This window comes from Winogradskyella sp. SYSU M77433 (assembly GCF_029911945.1).
GTDB lineage: Bacteria > Bacteroidota > Bacteroidia > Flavobacteriales > Flavobacteriaceae > Winogradskyella.
Genome location: NZ_JARYTG010000001.1, coordinates 348,528 through 372,141 on the forward strand (window position 1 = coordinate 348,528; position 23,614 = coordinate 372,141).

General features: G+C 32.4%; 21 protein-coding genes. 17 read left to right on the forward strand and 4 right to left on the reverse strand.

Annotated features, from left to right (window positions below):
- Genes mreC through rodA form a run of 4 tightly spaced genes read left to right on the forward strand, consistent with a single transcriptional unit; the run spans window position 1 to window position 4,542 of the window.
- Window positions 1-822 (forward strand): rod shape-determining protein MreC, encoded by an 822-nt coding sequence (gene mreC / locus QGM60_RS01465; protein ID WP_281138455.1) that lies wholly within the window; start codon window positions 1-3, stop codon window positions 820-822.
- Complete coding sequence (locus QGM60_RS01470) at window positions 815-1,321, forward strand: rod shape-determining protein MreD (protein ID WP_281138456.1); 507 nt, start codon at window positions 815-817, stop codon at window positions 1,319-1,321. Before mreC ends, QGM60_RS01470 begins: the two co-directional genes overlap by 8 nt.
- Window positions 1,318-3,261: a penicillin-binding protein 2 gene (gene mrdA / locus QGM60_RS01475; protein ID WP_281138457.1), complete on the forward strand. Its 1,944-nt coding sequence runs from the start codon at window positions 1,318-1,320 to the stop codon at window positions 3,259-3,261. Before QGM60_RS01470 ends, mrdA begins: the two co-directional genes overlap by 4 nt.
- Before the next feature lie 3 nt (window positions 3,262-3,264).
- On the forward strand, window positions 3,265-4,542 hold the full coding sequence (rodA, locus tag QGM60_RS01480) for a rod shape-determining protein RodA (RefSeq protein WP_281138458.1): 1,278 nt from the start codon (window positions 3,265-3,267) through the stop codon (window positions 4,540-4,542).
- A gap of 56 nt (window positions 4,543-4,598) precedes the next feature.
- Here rodA and QGM60_RS01485 read toward each other — a convergent pair whose 3' ends face one another.
- On the reverse strand, window positions 4,599-5,258 hold the full coding sequence (locus tag QGM60_RS01485; RefSeq protein ID WP_281138459.1) for a hypothetical protein: 660 nt from the start codon (window positions 5,256-5,258) through the stop codon (window positions 4,599-4,601).
- 244 nt (window positions 5,259-5,502) lie between these two features.
- Entirely contained in the window at window positions 5,503-8,136 is a 2,634-nt protein-coding gene (locus QGM60_RS01490; RefSeq protein ID WP_281138460.1) for a valine--tRNA ligase, read from the reverse strand.
- Between the two features lie 186 nt (window positions 8,137-8,322).
- Here QGM60_RS01490 and QGM60_RS01495 point away from each other — a divergent pair, with 186 nt between their 5' ends.
- Window positions 8,323-8,748 (forward strand): DUF1573 domain-containing protein, encoded by a 426-nt coding sequence (locus tag QGM60_RS01495; RefSeq protein ID WP_281138461.1) that lies wholly within the window; start codon window positions 8,323-8,325, stop codon window positions 8,746-8,748.
- Between the two features lie 33 nt (window positions 8,749-8,781).
- Here the strand turns inward: QGM60_RS01495 and QGM60_RS01500 are convergent, their stop codons facing one another.
- On the reverse strand, window positions 8,782-10,116 hold the full coding sequence (locus tag QGM60_RS01500; RefSeq protein ID WP_281138462.1) for an aspartyl protease family protein: 1,335 nt from the start codon (window positions 10,114-10,116) through the stop codon (window positions 8,782-8,784).
- Between the two features lie 161 nt (window positions 10,117-10,277).
- On the opposite strand from QGM60_RS01500, the gene QGM60_RS01505 reads away from it, so the two are divergent.
- The 11 genes from QGM60_RS01505 (at window position 10,278) to QGM60_RS01555 (ending at window position 21,465) form a co-directional block, all read left to right on the forward strand.
- Complete coding sequence (locus QGM60_RS01505) at window positions 10,278-11,468, forward strand: pyridoxal phosphate-dependent aminotransferase (protein ID WP_281138463.1); 1,191 nt, start codon at window positions 10,278-10,280, stop codon at window positions 11,466-11,468.
- Entirely contained in the window at window positions 11,468-12,481 is a 1,014-nt protein-coding gene (murB, locus tag QGM60_RS01510; protein ID WP_281138464.1) for a UDP-N-acetylmuramate dehydrogenase, read from the forward strand. Before QGM60_RS01505 ends, murB begins: the two co-directional genes overlap by 1 nt.
- A 223-nt stretch (window positions 12,482-12,704) precedes the next feature.
- Window positions 12,705-13,238 (forward strand): sigma-70 family RNA polymerase sigma factor, encoded by a 534-nt coding sequence (locus QGM60_RS01515; RefSeq protein ID WP_281138465.1) that lies wholly within the window; start codon window positions 12,705-12,707, stop codon window positions 13,236-13,238.
- An 11-nt stretch (window positions 13,239-13,249) separates the two neighbouring features.
- Window positions 13,250-14,035 (forward strand): anti-sigma factor, encoded by a 786-nt coding sequence (locus QGM60_RS01520; protein ID WP_281138466.1) that lies wholly within the window; start codon window positions 13,250-13,252, stop codon window positions 14,033-14,035.
- A gap of 144 nt (window positions 14,036-14,179) precedes the next feature.
- Window positions 14,180-14,383: a membrane or secreted protein gene (locus tag QGM60_RS01525; RefSeq protein ID WP_281138467.1), complete on the forward strand. Its 204-nt coding sequence runs from the start codon at window positions 14,180-14,182 to the stop codon at window positions 14,381-14,383.
- A gap of 6 nt (window positions 14,384-14,389) precedes the next feature.
- On the forward strand, window positions 14,390-15,505 hold the full coding sequence (locus tag QGM60_RS01530; RefSeq protein WP_281138468.1) for a glycosyltransferase: 1,116 nt from the start codon (window positions 14,390-14,392) through the stop codon (window positions 15,503-15,505).
- Window positions 15,496-16,041, forward strand: a complete 546-nt coding sequence (locus QGM60_RS01535) for a sigma-70 family RNA polymerase sigma factor (protein ID WP_281138469.1) — start codon at window positions 15,496-15,498, stop codon at window positions 16,039-16,041. Before QGM60_RS01530 ends, QGM60_RS01535 begins: the two co-directional genes overlap by 10 nt.
- A complete protein-coding gene (locus QGM60_RS01540) occupies window positions 16,041-17,255 on the forward strand; it encodes an Nramp family divalent metal transporter (RefSeq protein WP_281138470.1) in 1,215 nt (404 codons plus the stop codon). The genes QGM60_RS01535 and QGM60_RS01540 overlap by 1 nt, the downstream gene beginning before the upstream one ends.
- Before the next feature lie 51 nt (window positions 17,256-17,306).
- Window positions 17,307-18,179, forward strand: coding sequence for a lipoyl synthase (lipA, locus tag QGM60_RS01545; RefSeq protein ID WP_281138471.1), 873 nt, complete (start codon window positions 17,307-17,309; stop codon window positions 18,177-18,179).
- Complete coding sequence (gene gap, locus QGM60_RS01550; RefSeq protein ID WP_281138472.1) at window positions 18,179-19,195, forward strand: type I glyceraldehyde-3-phosphate dehydrogenase; 1,017 nt, start codon at window positions 18,179-18,181, stop codon at window positions 19,193-19,195. Before lipA ends, gap begins: the two co-directional genes overlap by 1 nt.
- Before the next feature lie 29 nt (window positions 19,196-19,224).
- Complete coding sequence (locus QGM60_RS01555) at window positions 19,225-21,465, forward strand: ATP-binding protein (protein WP_281138473.1); 2,241 nt, start codon at window positions 19,225-19,227, stop codon at window positions 21,463-21,465.
- Here QGM60_RS01555 and lpxK read toward each other — a convergent pair.
- A complete protein-coding gene (lpxK, locus tag QGM60_RS01560; RefSeq protein ID WP_281138474.1) occupies window positions 21,458-22,456 on the reverse strand; it encodes a tetraacyldisaccharide 4'-kinase in 999 nt (332 codons plus the stop codon). The two genes, QGM60_RS01555 and lpxK, sit on opposite strands and share 8 nt — an antisense overlap.
- Window positions 22,457-22,496: 40 nt before the next feature.
- Here lpxK and QGM60_RS01565 point away from each other — a divergent pair, with 40 nt between their 5' ends.
- On the forward strand, window positions 22,497-23,612 hold the full coding sequence (locus QGM60_RS01565) for a Nif3-like dinuclear metal center hexameric protein (protein ID WP_281138475.1): 1,116 nt from the start codon (window positions 22,497-22,499) through the stop codon (window positions 23,610-23,612).
- Window positions 23,613-23,614: the final 2 nt, after the last annotated feature.

Genomic DNA, 23,614 nt, shown 5'->3' on the forward strand with positions numbered 1-23,614 from the left:
ATGCAACAAATATTCAATTTTGTTATACGAAACAAAACGTTTCTGTTGTTTTTATTACTCTTTAGTATTGCATTAGCCTTAACTATTCAATCACATTCTTACCACAGAAGCAAATTTATAAATTCTGCAAACGGAATTACTGGTGGCGTTTATGGTACTGTTAATTCTGTTGACCAATATTTTGATTTAAAAGACGAGAATCAAATTTTAGCTGAAGAAAACAGATTGCTAAGGGAAAAAATATTAAATCTAGAAAATAAATCAGATTCTTCTTTTATTGACACCTCATACGCTAAAGAAAAATATAAAGTATTTACTGCTGAAGTTTACAAAAACAGCTATTCACTTTCGGATAATTACCTCACTATAAACAAAGGTGAAAAAGATGGCTTAGTAGAAGATTTTGGTGTAATTACCTCTAATGGTATTATTGGCATTATTGATAACACTTCTAATGGTTATGCAACCGTACTTTCTATATTGAATAGAAAAAGTAGAATTAACGCCAAATTGAAATCTACAAATCATATAGGCTCACTAAAGTGGAATGGTAAATCCCCTGAATTCACTCAACTGATTGATGTCTCAAAATTTGCACCTGTAAAAGTTGGTGACACTATTGTAACAGGTGGTCAATCTTCTATTTTCCCTCAAGGTATTGGGATAGGAACTATTGATAGTTTTGAAACTGACATTAGTGGTGACACCTACAACATTAATGTGAAGTTGTTTAACGACATGACCAATATTGGAACAGTATACATACTTCAAAATTTAGATGCAGAAGAAATTAAAACACTACAAAACAGCATAGATGAATAGTGTTATTGGATCAAATATCGTTCGGTTTGTAATATTGCTATTGTTGCAAGTTGTTATTTGTAATAACATCAATTTTTTTGGTTACATCAATCCATATATCTACATAATATTCATCTTTTTATATCCCGTAAAAGAAGACAGATTGATTTTACTATTGGTTAGTTTTATGCTAGGCATGTTTGTCGATATGTTTTCAGATTCTGGTGGTGTACACGCTGCTGCTGCTGTATGCTTAGCATACGCTAGGCCTATACTTCTTAAGTCTTCTTTTGGTATGCTTTACGAACACCAAAGTATTAAGTTCACTAACACCGAAATTGGCAGCTTAATAAGCTATGTTACTTTCGGTACTATTTTGCATCACCTTATACTTTTTTCACTTGAGATATTTAACATAACCGATATACTATTAATTTTAAAAAAGACGTTATTTTCTAGTATTTTCACTATAATACTTAGTGTATTGATTATAATTTTATTTAGCCGAAATCGTAAATGAGAAAACTCCTACTCTTAACCACTGTTATTTTAGTTGGACTCGTTTTTATTGCGCGCTTATTTTATCTTCAAGTTTATGATAATTCTAACTACGACCTTTTTGAAGATACCGCAATAAGAAAAGAGTTTAATTACCCTAAGCGTGGTTATGTCTATGATAGAAACGGTAAGCTATTGGTTGCAAACCAACCTTCTTACGATGTTATGGTTATCCCTAGAGAAGTTGTTCCTCTAGATTCTACAGACTTAAATGAGTTTTGCAGTTTATTAAAAATCACTAGGGAGGATTACAATAAAAAACTAGAACGTGCCACAACATATTCACCAAGATTACCATCTCCTTTTGTTTCTCAGTTATCTAAGACAGACTATGCTGTGCTTCAAGAGAAAATGCGAAAATATGAAGGATTCTATATTCAAAAACGTTCATTACGTTCTTATCAGACAACTATTGGCGCCAATGTATTGGGTGATATCGGAGAGGTAAACCGCTCAATAATTGCTAAACAACCGTATTACAGATTAGGGGATTTGATTGGTAAACAAGGTATCGAAAAAACCTATGAAGATATTCTACGAGGTACAAAAGGTATAAAATTCATTCAAAAAGACCGTTTTAACAAAAATATTGGTCCATACAAAGATGGCATTTACGATACCTTACCAAAACCAGGAAAGGACATTACTATTACCATAGATGCTGAATTGCAAGCCTATGGAGAATTATTAATGACCAATAAACGTGGAGGAATAATAGCCATAGAGCCAAGCTCTGGTGAAATTTTAACTATGGTCTCTGGACCTTCTTATAACCCAAATTTACTTGTTGGTAGAGATCGATCTAAAAATTTCAGCAAACTTTACAGAGATACAATTGCTAAACCTCTATTCGATAGAGGCCTACAAGCTATGTATCCTCCCGGATCACCATTTAAGACATTAAATGCCTTAGTAGGTTTACAAGAAGGAGTTGTTACTACACAAGAGCGTTTTAGCTGTAATATGGGTTATCGCTATGGCAACCGTAAAATGGGGTGTCATGCTCATGCAAGTCCCGTAAATATGAATATCGGTATTTACGAATCTTGCAATGCCTATTTTGCTAATGTTTACAGAAAAATCATGGACAAATACGATACTCCAGCAGAAGGCATGGATGTCTGGAGTAATCATATTAAAAGTTTTGGCTTAGGAAATTATCTAAATAATGACTTATCTGTTGGCCAACCCGGAAAAATACCAGATGCAGAAACTTACAACAGAGGTTATGGTGAAAACAGATGGTACACTACATTTACCCTTTCTAATTCCATTGGTCAAGGAGAAGTCTTAGCAACACCTATACAACTTGCAAATATGGCTGCTGCTATAGGAAATAGAGGTTATTATTTTACTCCACATATCATTAAAAATATTGAAGAAGACTCTATACCTTCAGATTTTACAACACCAAAATATACGACAATAGACAGAAAACATTTTGAACCTGTTGTTGAAGGTATGTTTGATGTCTACAACAAAGGAACTGCCAAATACCTTAAAGTCCAAGATATTGAAATCTGTGGTAAAACTGGTACGGCTGAAAATTTTGCTATGATTGACGGTAAAAAAACGCAATTAACTGACCATTCAATTTTTGTAGCATTTGCACCAAAAGATAATCCAAAGATAGCTATTGCTGTTTTTGTAGAAAACGGCTATTTCGGTAGTCGTTTTGCAGGTAGAATGGCTAGTTTAATGATTGAATATTATCTTAAAGATGGTGAAATAACTAGAACAGATATGGAAACTTTCGTGTTGCAACATTCTTTAGAACATGAATACGAAAAACCCTATTCTGGTGAGCCTTTTGGCATAAACAGACAAACAACTTTAAACCCTGTTACTGAGCAGGAGTTTCAAAATTTACTCGAAATAAAATCTGAAATTCCTAAGTCGTAAGTTATGATAAGAGATCAAAGACGTTTTAAATTCGACTGGATTACCATAATTATTTTCTTATTATTAGTAGGTTTTGGTTATGTAAATATACTATCTGCATCTCATGTAGGAGAAGTTACAAGTTACTTTGATTTGGATCAATCCTACGGAAAGCAAACCATTTTTATAGGCTTAACATTTGTTCTAATTATCCTCATACTATCCTTTGAAGCTAAATTCTACGAGCGTTTTGCAAGTGTTATTTATCTGGCTGCCATTTTAGCGCTTGTTGGTCTTTTCATCTTTGGAAAGGATGTGAATGGCGCTCGCTCTTGGTATGGCATAGGAAGTATGACTATACAACCAAGTGAATTTGCCAAGTTTGCCACTGCACTTGCTGTAGCAAAATATATCAGCGATATGCAGACCAATATGCAAACCATTAAAGATCAAATTAAGGTTACGGCTATAATCATAGTGCCTGCATTACTCATATTACTTCAGAATGATGCCGGAAGCACCATTGTTTACTTAGCTTTTTTCTTTGTCTTTTATAGAGAAGGCTTACAACAAGTTTACCTTGTTATTGGTTTGTCATTAATAATCTTAGCTGTTTTGGGTCTCAAATTCGGTGCTTTAATTGCTGGTTTGGTAGCTGCTGTAGTGTTAACGATTGCCTACTTTTTTAGAAAGAAAAAAAGAGGTTCTATATTTCAGTATATCATCGTTCTTTTAGTATGTATAGGTTTTTCTTATGGTGTAAAACTATTTTATGAACATGGTTTAAAAGCCCATCAACAGAACAGGATTAGTCTTTGGTTACGATTAGAAAAAGATCCGGCCAAATTAGAGCGCATGAAAAAAGAAGAGGCCTATAACCTCATCCAATCTGAACAAGCTATAAGTTCTGGTGGTTGGACAGGAAAAGGATTCTTAGAAGGTACAAGAACCACAGGAAAGTTTGTACCAGAGCAGCATACTGACTATATTTTTAGTACTGTAGGTGAAGAATGGGGTTTCTTAGGAAGTAGTTTTGTCGTGATACTTTTTGTTGCTTTAATACTTAGAATTTTGTTCTTAGCAGAATCCCAGAAATCACAATTCAGCCGTGTGTATGGCTATGGAGTTGCATCTATATTATTTATTCATTTTACCATAAATACGGGTATGGTAATGGGTTTAATTCCTACGGTTGGTATTCCATTGCCATTCTTTAGTTACGGTGGATCTGGGCTTTGGGGCTTTACAATACTGCTTTTTATTTTTATAAAATTAGATAGTAATAAGATAAATGAATGGTAAATAAAAAAGGACAGATTTAAAATCTGTCCCTCACTAATTATCTAACGAAAAAACTATTATTGCTCTTCATAATCAGCAATTTTATCATTCTTTTTTATTTCTTCATTATACTCTTCAACAGCAGCTTTTTTCTTTCCTTTTTTCATTTCCTCGTTATATTCTTCAATGGCATCTGCATGATTTTTTAAATACTCATTAACGGTTTCCGTTAGCTCTTCTTGCAAATCATCAAACTGTTCTGAAAGCTCTTCAAGGTTTTCTTCTCTTTCCTTAGCAGTTGTACTTTTTTCATTTACCAACTCCTTATATTCTTTCTGAACGTCAGCGACATCTTCCATAACTTCTTCAGTTTTTAACCAATCTGGTATTGTATTTTGAAGATTAGCAATCACTCCATCCCAACTTGCAATTCTCTCATTTGTAGTTTGGAGTTCTGCCGCTTCCACTTCTGATATTTCATTGTTTAATGTGTTATATGCTTCCCAATCTTCTAAAGATTCTACACCATCATTTCCTAAACTATAACTTATTTCACTACCATCATTCATGGCATACTCGCGAGTTGTTACTGTATTATCAATAGTTTTATTAGAATTGAAACTAGAACTCATTGCAGTGACTTCAGAATCGTTCATTTTAACTTCCTTTGTTTTTCCTTCATTACAAGACATTAAAACAAATCCTGTAGCTAAAAATGTAGTTGTAAATAATTTCATCGTTTTCATAATCATTTTGATTTTAAAATTATACACTGATAAAATTAAAAGCGATCTTGAAAATTTGAAAACATCTCAAACTAAACTATTCTTAAAATATTGATCAGTTTTAACAAATTGAAGTAATTACTTAACACTTTATGAGAAGGTTAACTTAAATTAGACGTTTTTAAGATTTATTCTTGAAAAAGAAAAGCCTCAAAATTTTCATTAAGAGACTTTAGTTCTAATCTTTAAAATAGTCTTATTGTAAACTTGCCAAACTAGATTTTATAGTTTCAATCTTAGCTAAAGCATCTGCTTCTTTTTTCTTTTCTGAAGCTACAACTTGTTCTGGCGCATTATTTACAAAACGCTCATTCGATAATTTTTTCTGAACTGACTTTAAGAAGCCTTCAGTATAATTTAACTCTTCAGTTAACTTATTAATTTCAGCTTCTACGTCTATACTACCTTCCATAGGAATAAAGTACTCATTAGACTTTACCCTAAACGTTAAGGCACCTTCAATTGGCTCTTTTATATATTCAAAACTATTTAAATTACCCATTTTTGAAATTAAACCATCAAAAGTAGAGGCTACATTTTCGTTGTTCACAACAGAAAAACCAATAGCATCTTTAAAAGCTATGTTCTTTTGTTTTCTAATATTTCTAATACCAGAAACAACTTCTGCAGCAAAATCAAACTCGGAAATTAATGCTTCATTAATTGGTTTACTTGCTGGCCATTTTGCAATAATAAGCGCTTCTTCTGGTGAACGCTCCTCTATATATTGCCAAATTTCCTCGGTTAAGAAAGGCATAAATGGATGAAGGATTTTCAATAAATCTTCAAACACAGCAATAGTAGCCTTAAAAGTTGTACTATCTATTGGCTCTCCATAAGCTGGTTTAATCATTTCTAACAACCATCCGCAGAAATCATCCCAAATCAACTTGTAAGTTGCCATTAAAGCATCACTCAATCTATATTTGCTGAAGTGATCCTCTATCTCAATTAGTGTTTTTTGCAATTTGGTTTCAAACCACTCTAACGCTATTTTACTTGATTGAGGTTGCTCAATACCTTCACTAACGTCCCATCCTTTTACTAATCTAAAGGCATTCCATATTTTATTAGCAAACTTCTTTCCTTGATCACATAAGTCTTCATCAAACAACAAATCATTTCCAGCAGCAGAGCTTAACAATAAACCTACTCGCACTCCATCTGCACCAAACTGTTCAATAAGCTTTAAGGCGTCTGGTGAATTACCAAGCGACTTAGACATTTTTCGTCTTTGCTTATCTCTTACCAATCCTGTGAGATATACATTTTCAAATGGTCTTTGGTCTTTATACTCATAACCTGCAATAATCATACGAGCTACCCAAAAGAACAGAATATCTGGACCTGTTACCAAATCATTGGTTGGGTAGTAGTATTTTATTTCTTCATTTTCAGGATTTCGTATTCCATCAAAAACACTCATTGGCCATAACCAAGAAGAGAACCAAGTATCTAGTGCGTCAGTTTCCTGTCGCAAGTCTTTAGTTGTTAGTTGTAAGTTGTTAGTCTTTTCTTGCGCAAGCTTAACAGCTTGCTCAAGTGTTTCAGCAACTACAAAATCTTCTTTTCCATCACCATAGTAGTAAGCAGGAATTTGCTGTCCCCAAAGTAATTGACGTGAGATATTCCAATCACGGATGTTTTCCATCCAATGACGGTACGTATTTTCAAACTTTTTAGGGAAGAGCTTTACATCTCCATTTGTGAGAACAGCATCTAGTGCTGGTTTTGCTAAGTCTTCCATTTTTAAGAACCATTGGTCGCTTAAACGTGGCTCTATAATGGCTTTAGTACGCTCTGAAATACCAACTCTATTAGTGTAATCTTCAATCTTTTCAATTTGCCCTAAAGATTCTAACTCCTTAACAATAGCTTTACGCACTGCAAAACGATCTTGACCTTCGTAGTGCATACCAAAGCTATTTAAAGTCGCATCTTCGTTAAAGATATCTATAACTTCTAAATTATGCTTATCACCTAAAACTTTATCATTTTCATCATGAGCTGGAGTAACTTTAAGGCAACCTGTACCAAATTCCACATCAACATAATCATCTTCAATTATCGGAATAACACGATTACAAATTGGTACAATTACTTTTTTACCCTTAAGATTTTGATGTCTTGGGTCTTCTGGATTAATACAAATAGCAGAGTCTCCTAAAATTGTTTCAGGACGAGTCGTAGCTATAGTTAAAGTGTTATCACTGCCTTCAATCTTATAATTAACATAGTAAAGCTTTCCTTGTTTTTCAACATACTCTACTTCTTCATCTGATAATGTTGTTTTAGCTTCCGGATCCCAATTTACCATGCGGTATCCACGATAGATAAGTCCTTTATTATATAAGTCTACAAAAACTTTAATAACAGCTTCAGACATATCGTCATCCATCGTAAATTTGGTTCTATCCCAATCACAAGAACATCCTAGTTTTTTTAATTGTTCTAAGATTACTCCACCATATTCATGTGTCCAATCCCAAGCGTGCTTCAAAAACTCTTCTCTAGACAGATCATTTTTATCTATACCTTCAGCTTTTAACTTAGCAACTACTTTAGCTTCAGTTGCAATTGAGGCATGATCTGTACCAGGTACCCAACAGGCATTCTTTCCTAATAAGCGTGCACGACGAATAAGTACATCTTGAATAGTGTTGTTTAGCATATGTCCCATATGTAAAACACCTGTAACGTTTGGAGGTGGAATTACAATGGTATATGGCTCTCTTTCATCTGGTGTAGAGTGAAAATAATTATGTTTCATCCAGTAGTCGTACCACTTATTCTCTACTGACAGTGCATTATATTTTGATGGAATTTCCATGTTTTGGTATTGTTTTTGCTAAGTAACTGACAAAAGTACTTATATTTCTTTTTTTGAAAAATTATTAGGTGATTATTGTGTTTACAAATCTTTAATTATTGTTAAATACGCTGTATTACGTCTAATTAATTTTGAGGAGAACGAAAAAGTACCTAGTTTTGAAAGTATCTATTTAAAATTAAAATGATGAAAAATTTAATAGCAATTTTATTTGTAAGTTTTATAGGCTTTACATCTTATGCTCAAGAAAAGACAGCAAAAATCGAATTTGAAACCGATGTTATCGATTATGGAACTATCGAGAAAGGTGCTGATGGTGTAAGAATTTTTAAGTTTACCAATACAGGCGATGCACCACTTATTATATCTAATGCTAAATCTACTTGTGGATGTACAGTGCCTAGTTGGCCAAAAGATCCTATCGCACCAGGAGAAAAAGGTGAAATAAAAGTTAAATATAACACTACAAGAGTTAGCCCTATTAGAAAGACAATAACTATAACTTCTAATGCTGAAACTCCTACAGTTGCCTTAAAAATTAAAGGTTTAGTAGTTGACTCTAGTAAGACAAGTGTTTTAGAAAAGAAAGAAAAAAGTATGATTGAAGAGTAAATTTCAATCTAATTAATAAAATTTAAAGAGCACTCAATTTGAGTGCTCTTCTTTTTTGAAGGCGTTATCTAACTTAAATTTAAATCGTATTATTTGTCCGTTTCGCAATACACTTAATCTTATAGTTCTACCTGTTTTTCCATATAGGTCTTCATTAATTTGCGCAAGAGTAGTTTTTTCACCAACCTTCTTTCCATTAATACCAACCAAAAGATCACCTATTTTTAAACCTACTAAATAAGCATTAGAAGATTTCCTTAACTCTACAATTTTAAATAATGGCTTTAGTCTAGTCCTATAATTAACTAAATCGCGAAGTTTGAAAGCTACACCACTATTAGCACTAGTAGACGACCCTTCATGCTTTCCATAGTTAGTCTTAACTGGTATTATAACTTTTTCTTTAAAAAAAGTAAAACCATCATTCTCAAATACAATCCCGCTGTTATTGTAAGTAAAAGGATCTTTAAACATGTTATTTTTCTTTAAATACAACCTTTCATGTGTATAATCAAAAAAGAGCCTAAATCGTTTTAAAATCTCTCCCCCCAAACTACCTTTTCGGTTACGTGTCGTTTTTGTAATATCAACCGATAATGAATCAGGAAAAGCAACATTAACATTTTTGAGATCAAACTCACTTATACTAAACATATCAACTTTAGATCGTTTTCCATATACGGAACCACTCAGACCTTTACCTAAATAATCTTCAAAAAATAAATCTTCGTTCGGCTCAATGCCTAATTCTGTTTCTTCAAACAACCATAAAGCATCACTACTTCCTGTGTCTATTAATAATTTAACTTTATTAATAGATTCTTCAATGTTAACTCTAGCATTTATATAAGGTTTCTTATTATAAATTTTAAGAGGTATTGTTTCCCATTTTCTTGATATCTTGGGCCTATAGCTATCAGGCTTATATAATCTAATATATTCCGAACCATAATTAATCTCTACCACAAAATCTTTAAAAATATTATAACCAATAATTCCATGAACTAATACACCTAACCTAGATGCAAAATTGATATCTCTATCAAAAACTACATATACATCTTGTTTTAAACCAATAGCGTCCCCTATTTTCAGTTTATTATAACTAGATTTTATGGCTTGAATTTTCCCATCACCTCCTAAACCATGTAGATAAAATGTTTCAACATTTTTTAAATCTAAAGAGTCTTTTTCTGATAAATTGAAGAGAATTGGCTTACTTACTCCTGTATCTAAAACGAACGATAATTTGACTCCATTAATTTCTACAGGTACTATGATTAAATTATTGATGAATTGAAATTCAATCTTTTTACTAACATCTTCTTTTAAAAAAAATTTACCCTGAGCTGGTAAAAACCCAAACATTAAAGACATTAATACAAAAACATTATGTCGACAAAAGAAAGTCAAAGATTCATGTATTTTAAATTAAGTTACAAATCTTTAGCCTAAATCATATTTTTTAAGGCTTTTTTTTAAATAAACTTTAAGAAATTTAAGACCTTAGCATTTTTAAAAACTATTATATGCCAAGAATTTCTCACAAAGGAGTTAATATGCCTGAATCACCAATCAGAAAATTGGTGCCATATGCTGAAGAAGCTCATAAAAACGGAAAAACAGTTTATTACTTAAATATTGGACAACCAGATATTAAAACACCTACAGTTGCTTTAGATGCTGTTAAGGTTCATTCCCTTGATATTTTAGCCTACTCTAGATCTGAAGGTTCTGAAGATTACAGAAAAAAGATTGCTCAATACTACGAACGTAATTCTATTGAAGTTACCCATAACGACATAATCGTTACAACAGGTGGTAGTGAAGCTTTACTTTTTGCTTTTGGAAGTATTATGGACGCTGATGATGAAATTATTATTCCGGAACCATTTTATGCTAATTATAATGGTTTTTCAACCGCTTCGGGAATAAACATAGTACCTGTAATTTCTAAAATTGAAGATAATTTTGCATTACCTCCAATCGAAGAATTTGAAAAACTTATTACACCAAAAACCAAGGCCATACTTATTTGTAACCCAGGAAACCCAACGGGTTATTTATACTCAAAAGAAGAAATAAAAAAACTTGCTGAAATCGTTAAGAAACACGACCTTTTCTTAATCGCTGATGAAGTATATCGTGAATTTGTTTATGATGGTATTTCACATTATTCTATTCTTCAAGAGCCAGGTTTAGAAGATCACGCTATTGTTATCGATTCTGTTTCTAAACGATATAGTATGTGTGGTGCACGAATTGGTTACTTAGTTTCTAAAAATAAAGAAGTGATTAAAACGGCTTTAAAATTTGCTCAAGCTAGGTTGAGTCCGCCAACATTAGCACAAATTGCTAGTGAAGCTGCTCTAGAAACTCCTCAAAACTATTTTGATGAAGTTAACGAAGAATATGTAAAGCGTAGAAATACATTAATTGCCGAATTAGAAAAAATTGAAGGTGTTAAAGTAGCAAAACCTAATGGTGCTTTTTATTGTATAGCCGAATTGCCAATTAAGAATTCTGATGATTTTGCAAGATGGTTATTAGAGTCTTTCGATTATGAAAACAACACTGTAATGGTAGCACCTGCTGCTGGTTTTTATTCTACTAAAGGAGTCGGCTTAAACCAAATTAGAATTGCATACGTTTTAAATGAAGAAAGCTTAAAGATAGCTGTAAAAGTACTTGCCGAAGCTTTAAAAGTTTACAAAGACTAATGACGATATCCCACAATGTTTCTTTAAAACCTTTCAATACTTTTGGCATTGATGCTAAAGCAAATTCATATTGTAACATAACTTCAATTGAAGATTTGCAGAAAGTTTTAAAAACCGAAAGTCAAAAACCTTTATTCATTTTGGGTGGTGGCAGTAATATGCTACTAACCCAAAATGTGAATGCTTTAGTACTTCACATTAACCTAAAAGGAAAAGAAATTGTTGAAGAAACTGAGGATAAAGTAATCGTTAAAGCCATGGCAGGCGAAAACTGGCACGAATTTGTTTTATGGTGTCTCAAAAATGGTTATGGTGGTATAGAAAATTTATCACTAATACCTGGAAATATCGGTACTGCTCCTATTCAAAACATTGGCGCTTATGGAGTAGAATTAAAGGATGTGTTTGTTAGTTGCGAAGCTGTAAATATTAAAGATCAATCTTTAAGAACCTTTTCTAAAAACGATTGTAATTTCGGCTATAGAGAATCTATTTTCAAACAAGATTTAAAAGGTGAATATATTATTACAAGCGTTAATCTTCAGCTTACTAAACACAACCATACGCTGCATATGGATTATGGAGCCATTAAACAAGAACTTGAAAATTCAAATAGTACTAAACCAACAATTCAAGATATTTCAAAAGCTGTTATTGCCATTAGAGAGAGTAAATTACCAAATCCTAAAGACATAGGTAACAGTGGTAGTTTTTTCAAAAACCCGATAGTTTCAACAGAACATTTTAATCGACTGAAAGAAAATTTTCCTGAAATACCTTCATATAAAATTTCAGATTCTGAAGTCAAAGTTCCTGCCGGATGGCTAATAGAAAAAGCTGGTTTTAAAGGTAAGCGTTTCGGTGATTATGGTGTACACAACAAGCAAGCTTTAGTACTCGTTAATTATGGTAACGCCAACGGAAAAGATATTTTTGAATTGGCACAACTCATTCAAAAAACAATAAAACGACTTTTTGAAATCGATATTGAAACTGAGGTCAATATTATCTAAAAAAAACAAAAGTCATAATTCCAATAATTATGACTTTTGAATTTAGAATAATTTTAAAAATGCTATTAACCAATTACTTCGTATGAAGAATAAATTATTCTAATTTATGTAGATCACCTTATCGGTGCATTATTTTATTCTGATAAAGTGTATTTAATTATATTTACGTTTTTAAATCCCGATTTGGATTACAAATATCAAAAAAACTTTGATTTAATAAATTTTGAGCATCACACCTACCGAACAAAAAATCATCGATTTCCTTCAAAAAGGAGATAAGCGTGCTTTGAATTTACTTTACGAGCACTATTCCAACAGTTTATATGGAGTAATTTTAAAAGTAACTATCAATGAGGAAATTGCTGAAGATGCTTTACAAGAAACTTTTGTAAAGGTTTGGAAAAATGCTTCTAAGTACGACCCTAAAAAAGCAAAACTCTTTACATGGCTATACCGTATAGCTAGGAATACTGCTATCGATAAACTGAGAAGTTTTAATAATAGATACAAAAAAGAAGTCCAAATCGATACTTCAAACGTATATATATTACCAACATCGAAAATAAACCAAGATGTCTTGGATATTAAAGAGCATGTTGGACGATTAGATGAAAAGTACCAAATTGTGTTAGATGCCCTATTTTTTCAGGGAATGACACAACAAGAAGCGAGTGACGAGTTAGACATTCCTTTGGGTACTATAAAATCTAGATTAAAAATAGGATTAAGGGAACTGAAAAAGGTTTACAATCCATAAATTATTTGATCATGGAAACAAAATTACATAACTTCTTAAATTCTGATTTGCTTAGCAAATATATACTAGGTGAAACTTCTCATGAAGAATCTAAAGAAGTTGAACATTTTATTTCTAATTATCCAGAGGCTGAGAAAGCTTATGATGAACTTCAAGATAATTTAGAAATATTAGCAAAAATTGACGCTGTTGATGCACCTAATGTTTTAGGTGATGTGTTAGAAGCTTTAAATGATGAGCCAAAGGTGATACAACTTCAACCAAAAAGAAGTACGCCTTGGTATAGCATTGCTGCTAGTGCAGCTGCTGTATTGTTTGCTGTAACATCTTTTATGTTATATCAAAAGAACCAAAATTTAAATGCTGAAAACAATGTTGTTGTAGATGAAATCTATGACTTAAGGAGTGACATTGAAAAAAACAATTCTAAGTTAGATGAACTTTCTAAAGAATTGATGAAGCTTAACAACCCAGACGCTAAAAAATATGTTTTTAATGGTAATGATCGTGCTAAAGATTTAAAAACTGTAGCATACATTAACCCAGTAGATAAAACATCTATGATTGATGTTATTACACTACCTCAATTACCAAAAGAACAACATTATCAAATTTGGGCCGAGCTTCAAGATAAAATGGTTAATCTTGGTATTTTAGATGAGTCTGACCGTAAGTTGAAACAAATTCCTTATATGGAAGATGCACTCGCACTTAGTATAAAGATTGGAACTGATGGTGATGACACTAACGAAAACAACACTGAAGTTGCTGAAATCTCATTAAAAGAAGAGAAATAAGATTTTTTTTTTTTTGAATAAAGCACATGACTCTTTATGAATCATGTGCTTTTTTATTATATATAGTTAAAAAGTATTGTTAACTAATTGTCCTTAATTTATGCAATAAATGTAAAAGCATTATCTTTGCACCAAATAAAAGTTATGAAGTTATTACTACTTACATTAGGATTATTAGCTCTTGGATTTGCAGGAATAGCTATTAAAATCTGGGCAAAAAAAGATGGGAAGTTTGCAGGAACTTGTGCTAGCCAAAACCCAATGCTAAATAAAGAGGGTGAAGCTTGTGGTTTTTGCGGAAAAACTCCAGATCAATTTGAAAACTGTAACGAAACTCAACATTCTTAAAGCTTAATGTTGTCACTTCCCTCGGTGCTCTTCATTACGTTTATTGTAATTGTTGGTATCCAAATTGGTTATTATTTAAGTTTTCTTGTTACTTTCTCTGTAAAGCGAGCTGAAAATAAGCAAAAGACAAATATTCCACTTTCAGTTATAATTTGTGCAAAAAATGAAGCCGAAAATCTTAAGAAAAACCTTCCTTTAATTTTAAATCAAGATTATCCGAATTTTGAAGTTGTTTTAGTAAACGACAGCTCTTCTGATGATACATTAGAAATTATAGAGGACTTTGCATCCAAACACACTAACATAAAGTTAGTAGATGTAAAAACCAATGAAAGGTTTTGGGGTAATAAAAAGTATGCACTAACGCTTGGTATAAAAGCATCTAAACATGAGCATCTAGTTTTTACAGATGCTGATTGCAAACCAATATCAACCAAATGGCTGTCTTACATTGCAGGAAGTTTTTCTAAGGAAAAATCAATTGTTATTGGTCATGGAGGCTACTGTAAAAAACCATATTCGCTATTAAACAAGCTCATACGCTTTGAAACCACTATGACAGCTTTACAATATTTCTCCTATGCCAACCTAGGTTCACCTTATATGGGAGTTGGTAGAAATATGGCTTATAAAAAGGATTTGTTTTTTGGTAATTCCGGTTTTAGCAATCACGTATTTATTAATTCTGGTGATGACGATTTGTTTATCAACGAAACTGCAAACAAATCGAATACATCAATTTGTTTCAATACCGATAGTTTTACGGTTTCTGAACCAAAACACAAGTTTAAAGATTGGATTTTACAAAAACGAAGACATATCAGTACTTCTAAATTCTATAAGTTTAAGCATCAGTTTTTGTTAGGATTATTCTATATGTCACAATTTCTATTTTGGGCATTAGGAATCTTACTTCTTTCCCTAAATTTTAATTGGCAATGGGTTTTAGCTTTAATTGTATTGAGATTTGTCATATACTTCTTCTCTTTCGGGTTCACTGCTAAAAAATTAGGAGAAATAGACTTATTAGTTTTATCACCTTTTTTAGAATTATGCCTTATTACATCTCAATTATTTATCTTTATTGCTAATCTTATATCTAAACCCAAACATTGGAAATAAAAGACGCTATTAGCAAAGCCAAAAACAACAATCAAATTGCATTCAATTTTCTATTAGATACTTATTGGAATGATGTTTATGCATTTCAACTAAAAAGAACTGAAAACGAAAATGATGCTGAAGACATTACCATACAAACATTTTCTAAAGCTTTTGATAAAATACATACCTATAATGAGGATTATAAGTTTAAGACTTGGTTAATTACCATTTCCAAAAACATACATATAGATTTAGTTAGAAAGCAACAACGTAGTTTTAGAAATACATCAAAAGACAACGAAGACAGCTATCTCGATATTATAGACGACTCTCCTTCTCCTGAAGATAAAATTATTACAGAGCAAAACTTAGCTAAACTCTTACGTGATATTAAAAAGTTGAAACCGCATTATCAGGAAGTTATTAATTTAAGGTATTTCCAAGAGCTTAGTTATAAAGAGATTTCAGAAGAACTTAAAGAACCTATAAACAATGTAAAGGTGAAGTTACTTCGTGCTAAAAAACTATTAGCAGAGATTATTCAAAAGAAATAATGCGATTTAGTCTAAAAACATTAGGACCAGGTTTATTATTTGCCGGTGCAGCAATTGGTGTTTCTCATTTAGTTCAATCTACAAGAGCTGGTGCAGAATTTGGTTTTGGTTTTATTTGGGCTTTATTACTCATTAATGTAGTAAAATATCCTTTTTTTCAATTTGGTCCAAGATATGCATTAGCTACAGGCGAAAGTTTATTGGACGGCTACAAGCGACTTGGCAAACCTGTTTTGATAATTTATTTCATATTGACTTTTTTAACCATGTTTACTATACAGACTGCGGTTACTATTGTAACTGCTGGTTTGGCCAGTAGTTTATTTGGAAACTTTATTTCGGTTGAAATCTGGACAATCATTATTCTTGCTGTTTGCCTAGGAATTGTACTTAGAGGCAGATATAAGTTTTTAGACCAGCTGATGAAAATTATAGTCATTATGCTTACCGTAAGTACTATTATAGCTGTTTTTTTAGCTTTAAAAACTGATAACCAAACTATTGTTTTCACCCAAATCATTCCTGAAAATGCTAGTAGCATAGGTTTCTTAATTGCTTTTATGGGATGGATGCCAGCACCTTTAGATGTTTCTATTTGGCAATCGCTTTGGGCCATAGAAAAGCATAAAGATAATAACGATTATGATGTAAAATCCTCTCTATTTGATTTTAATGTAGGATTTATAGCTGCCATATTTGTTGGGCTTGGTTTTATTGCGCTCGGCACTTTAGTAATGTTCAATTCTGGTGAAACTCTCAGCGATAAAGCTTCTGTTTTTGCCAATCAGCTCATTAGCATGTATACAGAACAACTGGGAAATTGGTCTTATATTATAATTGGTATTGCGGCATTTACAACAATGTTTAGCACTACGCTTACTACTTTAGACGCTTCTCCTAGAGCAATGCATAAAACCACAGAGCTATTATTCAAAAAGAAACAAAACAACGGTTTTCTTTTATGGGTTTTAGTTTTAGTTGTTGGTACTATTTCAATATTTTTATTTTTAAAATCTGAAATGGGTTTCCTAATAGAATTGGCCACGATACTTTCTTTTGTTACAGCGCCATTTTATGCTATTGCTAATTACAAATTAATTACCAGTAAGCACACACCAAAAGAATGGAGACCAACACTAAAACTTCATGTTTTATCATGGATTGGCATTCTGTTTTTAATTGGTTTTAGTATTTGGTATCTATTAACACTCTAGCCTATTTTTATTATTAAGTTCGTATCTTTGTAAATTGAAATTACAATTTGCATGGAAACAAAAGTTGCTTCAAATATATTACCAGAACGTAAACCAAAATGGCTTAGAGTTAAGCTTCCTACCGGAAAAAAATATACTGAGCTTAGAAGTTTGGTAGATAAATATAAACTAAACACTATTTGTACTTCGGGAAGTTGTCCTAATATGGGTGAATGTTGGGGAGAAGGTACTGCAACTTTCATGATTTTAGGTAATGTTTGTACACGTTCTTGTGGATTCTGCGGTGTAAAAACCGGAAGACCAGAAACAGTAGATTGGGATGAGCCAGAAAAAGTGGCACGTTCCATAAAAATAATGCAAATAAAACACGCTGTTTTAACAAGTGTAGATAGAGATGATCTTAAAGATATGGGAAGCATTATGTGGGCAGAAACCGTGAAAGCTGTACGACGCATGAACCCTGAAACCACTCTAGAAACTTTAATTCCAGATTTTCAAGGTATAGAAAAGCATATCGACAGAATAATTGATGTTGCGCCAGAAGTTGTATCCCACAATATTGAAACGGTTAGACGTCTTACGCGTGAAGTAAGAATTCAGGCAAAATACGACCGTAGTATGGGAGTATTAAAATACCTAAAAGAACAAGGTCAACGAAGAACAAAGTCTGGTATAATGCTAGGCTTAGGTGAGACTAGAGAAGAAGTTATTGAGACGCTACATGATCTTAAAGATAATAATGTAGATGTCGTAACTATTGGCCAATATCTTCAACCTAGTAAAAAGCACTTACCTGTTCAGCGTTTTATAAATCCTGATGAATTCAAGGAATACGAAGAAATTGGATTGGATTTAGGCTTTAGACATGTTGAAAGTAGTGCATTGGTTAGATCCTCTTACAAGGCTCAAAAACACATTAACTAATGATTAAGGTTGCCATCAATGGCTTTGGTAGAATTGGCAGAAGAGTTTTTAGATTATCACTTCAAAATCCAAAAATTCAAATTGTTGCTATAAATGATCTCGCTGACAGTAGAACGCTTAGTCATTTATTAAAGTATGATAGTATTCATGGTGTTTTAAATGAATCCGTTTCATTTGATGGAAATCATATCATCCTCAATGATATTAAAATTCCACTCTACAGGGAAACGAGTCCAAAATCTATAGATTGGTCATCTGTAAGTCCAGATGTGGTAATAGAGTCAACAGGAAAATTCAAAACCAAAACAGAACTCCAACAACATATAAACAACGGTGCCAATTCTGTTATTCTCTCTGTTCCTCCTTTAGAAGATGATATTAAAACTATTGTTTTAGGTATTAATGATAATCTTTTAGATGATTCTGACACTATATTATCAAATGCTTCTTGTACTACAAACAATGCTGCACCAATGATTTCTTTAATTAAGGAGCATTTAGGCATCAAGCAGGCTTATATTACTACGGTTCATTCCTACACAACAGATCAAAGTTTACACGATCAACCTCACAGAGACTTAAGGCGTGCTAGAGCAGCTGGACAATCTATTGTACCTACAACAACAGGTGCTGCAAAAGCATTGACTAAAATTTTCCCAGATTTATCTGATGTTATAGGTGGTTGCGGTATTAGAGTCCCTGTTGCCAATGGTTCATTAACTGATATTACCATTAATGTTAAGAGAGATACCTCAATAGAAGAAGTTAATTCTATTTTTAAAAATGCAGCAGAATCAAACTTAAAGGGGATATTAGAATACACTGAAGACCCTATAGTTTCAGTTGATATAATCGGAAATTCTCATTCCTGCATATTTGATTCTCAAATGACGTCTGTTATCGGAAACATGGTTAAAATAGTAGGCTGGTACGATAATGAAACTGGCTATAGCTCAAGAATTTTAGATTTAATTTGCAATTTATCGAATAAAAAAGCACTTTTGTCGAATAAATAATTATATTTGTTCAAATAAAGAAAGCTGAAATGTCCCAGATCAAATATCACATATTTGTTTTTTTAGCATGTTTTTGTAGTCTGGCTTTTGCACAAGAAGAAAGTGTAGAGGACGCAGACATGCTGTCATTAAGACTTCAAAACCGCATTGAACAAGCTAAGTTGGAGAGCGATAGAGGTGATTACTATAATGCTTTAGATAACCTTAATAAAGCTTTTGAAATTGCTGAAAAAATTGAAGATAAAGCCAGTCAAGGTAAAATTCACACTAAAATTGCCAAAGTCCAATTTTTGGTAAATGAGCAAGATCAAGCTAATATCTCCTTAAATAAAGCTAGTCAAATTCAACGTGAAATTAGCGACTATTCTGGTTTGGCAGTAACCTACAATATTAAAGGTGTTATTCACAGTACAAAAGGCGAATATCAAGATGCTTTAGAATACTTTACCGCATCAAAAAACTTATTTGAGCAAGAAGACTTAGAAGAGTACATCTCTGAAGTAACCCTAAACGAAGCAAAAGTATTTATTGCTGAAAAACGTTATGAAGAGGCAAAAGCTCAACTGGAGAAGACAATCATTTTAGCTAAAAAATATAAACAGGATAGACTCTTAAGTAGTGCGCTTATTCAGAATGGTAAGGTTTCAAGTGCTCTTGAAAATGATGACTTAGCACTTTCGCAAGCTCAAGAAGGTCTCACCATTGCTCAAGAAAATAACATTGTTGAAAATGTTAATCAAGCTTATCTTATAATCAGTGATATTCATAAAAACAAAGGAGACTTTAAAAACTCTTATGATTTTATAAAGCGACACATTGAGCTATCAGATTCCATCCTTAACGTAAAACGCGAAAATCTAGCTCAAGGAGCAACTGGTGAATCCATTAATAAGTATAAAGATGATGAAAACGCTCAGCTTTTAGCTCAGATTGAAGAGGTTAACGCAGAGAGTACTTTTACGAGAATAACAACAATTTTAAGTATTGCTTTAATCACAATTCTTTCGCTTCTAACATTATCATTATATAAAAACAATAATATTAGACTGAAAACCAACAATATGCTTCATAAGAAAAATGATGAACTTATTGTTGCAAAAGAAAAAGCTGAATTAGCTTCAAAAACCAAAGCAAATTTCCTTTCTACTGTTACGCACGAACTTCGTACACCACTTTATGCAGTAACAGGATTAACAAATATGCTTTTAGATGAAGAACCTAAAGAACATCAAATTCCGCATTTAAAATCATTAAAATTCTCTGGAGATTATTTATTAACGTTTATTAATGATATTCTTCAGATTAATAAGATTGAAGCTAACAAAGTTGAATTAGACCCAGAACAATTCAACCTTAAAAATAAAATAGAAAATGTAATGTCTGCGCTTGGCAATTCTGCTAATGACAATGACACTTCATTACACTTTGATTATGAAAAAGGGTTGCCAGAAACCTATATTGGTGACCAGCTAAAGATTTCCCAAATCTTAATTAACCTACTAGGAAATGCCATTAAATTTACTAAAGATGGAGACATCTGGGTAAGAGCGTACAAAATTGCCCAAAAGGACAAAATGTACACGCTTCGATTTGAAATTGAAGACAATGGCATCGGTATTACAAAAGAAAAACAAGACCAAATGTTTGAGAGTTTCTCTCAAGGTTCAGTACAAATTAACAGAAAATATGGTGGTACAGGTCTAGGACTTTCTATTGTAAAAGGGCTTATTCAGATTCTGAAAGGTAAAATTTACTTGAAGAGTGAACTTGGAAAAGGCACTACATTCTTCTTTGAAATTCCTTTAGAACACACTGAAAGCATTGATGAGCCAATAGTAGAGGAAACGAAAAAAACCAATAAAATGGAAGATTTGGATCTAAGCGATGTAAAAATCTTGATTGTTGAAGACAACAAGATTAACCAGATGATCACCAAAAAGATTCTTACCAAAATGGGTCTTTACTGTGATATTGTAGACAATGGTGAAGCAGCTGTAGAACAGGTAAAAGCTGTTGAATACAATGTTGTTTTAATGGATATTCATATGCCTGGAATTAGCGGATTGGAAGCCACAAAAATCATTAGAACTTTTGACAAAGAACTAACTATTTTTGCGCTTACTGCCGTAACTCTTGAAGATAAAATGCATGAATTCGGTGAAGCTGGTTTTGATGATATTATCTCTAAACCTTTTAAGCAAGAAGATTTTGAAAAGAAATTGTTCGCTGCTTTATCTGGCGAAAAAATTGTCTCTAGCTTTTTTAGCTAACAAATGATTTTATAGTTTCATCAAATTCTTTATTATTGAATATTTGCATTTGTATTGGCAAATAGTATAGCTTATCCTTAAAGCTTTCATAGTCCGACAACCTTACGTAATCCTTTTCGGTTGTTAAAATAGTCCCCTTCCTTTCTAATAATTCTATATCATTTGGCCTAAAGCTATAATGATCCGGAAATTCTAAATGCTCGAATTTCACCCCTTGCTTCTTTAAAAACTCTACTAACGGAGTAGCATTAGCAATACCTGTTACCAAAGTAAATTCTTGTAATTGATTTAATGGTAATTCCTTCTGCCAAGAAATTACATTTTTAGCATAGTCTATATAACTAAAAAATGCTTTTTGATGGGATTTGAGTTTTAACCTTCTAGTAATTTCATTCCTTTCTGCCTCCGATATAGAAGGATTACATTTTGTTACAACAACAACATCTGCACGTTTAGAACCAGATCTTGGTTCTCTTAGATTTCCTGTTGGTAAAACCATATCATTATAATACGGATTAGCATAAGATGTCAATAGAATATTAAACCCTGCTTTTACCTTTCTGTGTTGGTACGCATCGTCCAATAAAATTACTTCTGGCTTACTCTCCAAACTTCTCAATTCTGCAATACCATTTTGTCGGTTGCCGTCTACAGCAACTTTTATATCTTCGAACTTTCTAAAAAACTGAAACGGTTCATCACCTATAGTATCTGCAGTTGCATTTTCATCTGCTAAAACAAATCCCTCAGTAATTCTTTTGTAGCCTCTACTCAATGTAGCCACTCTTTTTTCTTCCTTCAATAACCTGATTAAATATTCAATCATTGGTGTTTTTCCTGTTCCACCAACACTAAGATTACCTACACATATTATAGGAAAATCATAAGACTTTGAAGATTTAACACCATTGTCGTACAGTTTATTTCTGAACCATGTCACCAAATAATAAATGGGTACAACAGGAAACAATATTTTTCGAATCAACTTCACGAGCACTAAATTATATTATTTTTGAAACAAATATACACTTATGATTGTTCAAGATGTTATAAATCAACTTCACGATTTAGCTCCCCTAGCCTATGCTGAAGATTTTGATAATGTTGGTCTTTTGGTTGGTGATAAAAATCAAGAAGTTACAGGAATCCTTGTTACTCTAGACACTCTCGAAAGTATCGTCGATGAAGCTATAGATAATGACTGTAACCTCATTGTGAGTTTTCATCCCATTATTTTTAAAGGTTTAAAAAAATTAACCGGCAAAACCTATGTTGAACGTGTGGTAATTAAAGCTATACAGCACAATATTGCCATTTTCTCAATTCATACAGCTTTAGACAATGCCATTCAAGGAGTTAACGATATTATATGCAACCAACTAGGCTTGAACAATAAAAAAATATTGATCCCGCAATCTGGCACTATAAAAAAACTTCAAACATATGTTCCTAAAGAACATGCTGAATCACTTAGAAAAGCACTTTTTGAAGTTGGAGCGGGAAGTATTGGCAATTATGAATCTTGCAGTTTTAATATTGATGGTGAAGGTACCTATTTAGGAAATGAAAATTCTAATCCAGTTATTGGAGAAAAAGGTAAGTTACATACTGAAAATGAAACTGCTATTTCCGTTACCTTTCATAAACATTTAGAATCTATAGTTCTAAAAACCTTATTCAACACGCATCCTTATGAAGAGGTCGCCTATGAAATAACAACTTTAGAAAACACCAACCAACATATCGGCATTGGTATGGTTGGTGAACTAGAAACCAAAATGGATGCAAAAAGCTGTTTAAAATTCATTAAAAACAAAATGAATACTGAGTGTATAAGACATTCTGAAATTCTTGATAAACCCGTTAAAAAAATAGCCGTTTTAGGTGGCTCTGGTAGCTTTGCTATTAATGCAGCAAAAGCCTCAGGAGCAGATATATTAGTTACAGCAGATCTTAAATATCATGATTTTTTCACGGCAGAAAAGAGCATTATTTTAGCCGATATAGGACATTATGAAAGTGAGCAGTTCACAAAATCGTTTTTAGTAGACTATCTCTCGGAAAAAATTACTAATTTTGCACCTGCCTTGCCGGCAGGCAGGATCATTTTATCAAAAATTAGTACAAATCCGGTTAAGTATTTATAATT

What these genes read in the sequence shown, in the direction of transcription:
- QGM60_RS01565 (WP_281138475.1), top strand. Translation starts at nt 22,497, where the DNA reads ATGATTGTTCAAGATGTTATAAATCAACTTCACGATTTAGCTCCCCTA.
- lipA (WP_281138471.1), top strand. Translation starts at nt 17,307, where the DNA reads ATGGAAACAAAAGTTGCTTCAAATATATTACCAGAACGTAAACCAAAA.
- QGM60_RS01520 (WP_281138466.1), top strand. Translation starts at nt 13,250, where the DNA reads ATGGAAACAAAATTACATAACTTCTTAAATTCTGATTTGCTTAGCAAA.
- QGM60_RS01495 (WP_281138461.1), top strand. Translation starts at nt 8,323, where the DNA reads ATGAAAAATTTAATAGCAATTTTATTTGTAAGTTTTATAGGCTTTACA.
- QGM60_RS01490 (WP_281138460.1), bottom strand. Translation starts at nt 8,136, where the DNA reads ATGGAAATTCCATCAAAATATAATGCACTGTCAGTAGAGAATAAGTGG.
- QGM60_RS01530 (WP_281138468.1), top strand. Translation starts at nt 14,390, where the DNA reads ATGTTGTCACTTCCCTCGGTGCTCTTCATTACGTTTATTGTAATTGTT.
- QGM60_RS01500 (WP_281138462.1), bottom strand. Translation starts at nt 10,116, where the DNA reads ATGTTTGGGTTTTTACCAGCTCAGGGTAAATTTTTTTTAAAAGAAGAT.
- mrdA (WP_281138457.1), top strand. Translation starts at nt 1,318, where the DNA reads ATGAGAAAACTCCTACTCTTAACCACTGTTATTTTAGTTGGACTCGTT.
- gap (WP_281138472.1), top strand. Translation starts at nt 18,179, where the DNA reads ATGATTAAGGTTGCCATCAATGGCTTTGGTAGAATTGGCAGAAGAGTT.
- QGM60_RS01540 (WP_281138470.1), top strand. Translation starts at nt 16,041, where the DNA reads ATGCGATTTAGTCTAAAAACATTAGGACCAGGTTTATTATTTGCCGGT.
- QGM60_RS01470 (WP_281138456.1), top strand. Translation starts at nt 815, where the DNA reads ATGAATAGTGTTATTGGATCAAATATCGTTCGGTTTGTAATATTGCTA.
- QGM60_RS01525 (WP_281138467.1), top strand. Translation starts at nt 14,180, where the DNA reads ATGAAGTTATTACTACTTACATTAGGATTATTAGCTCTTGGATTTGCA.
- mreC (WP_281138455.1), top strand. Translation starts at nt 1, where the DNA reads ATGCAACAAATATTCAATTTTGTTATACGAAACAAAACGTTTCTGTTG.
- murB (WP_281138464.1), top strand. Translation starts at nt 11,468, where the DNA reads ATGACGATATCCCACAATGTTTCTTTAAAACCTTTCAATACTTTTGGC.
- rodA (WP_281138458.1), top strand. Translation starts at nt 3,265, where the DNA reads ATGATAAGAGATCAAAGACGTTTTAAATTCGACTGGATTACCATAATT.
- QGM60_RS01505 (WP_281138463.1), top strand. Translation starts at nt 10,278, where the DNA reads ATGCCAAGAATTTCTCACAAAGGAGTTAATATGCCTGAATCACCAATC.
- QGM60_RS01555 (WP_281138473.1), top strand. Translation starts at nt 19,225, where the DNA reads ATGTCCCAGATCAAATATCACATATTTGTTTTTTTAGCATGTTTTTGT.
- QGM60_RS01485 (WP_281138459.1), bottom strand. Translation starts at nt 5,258, where the DNA reads ATGAAATTATTTACAACTACATTTTTAGCTACAGGATTTGTTTTAATG.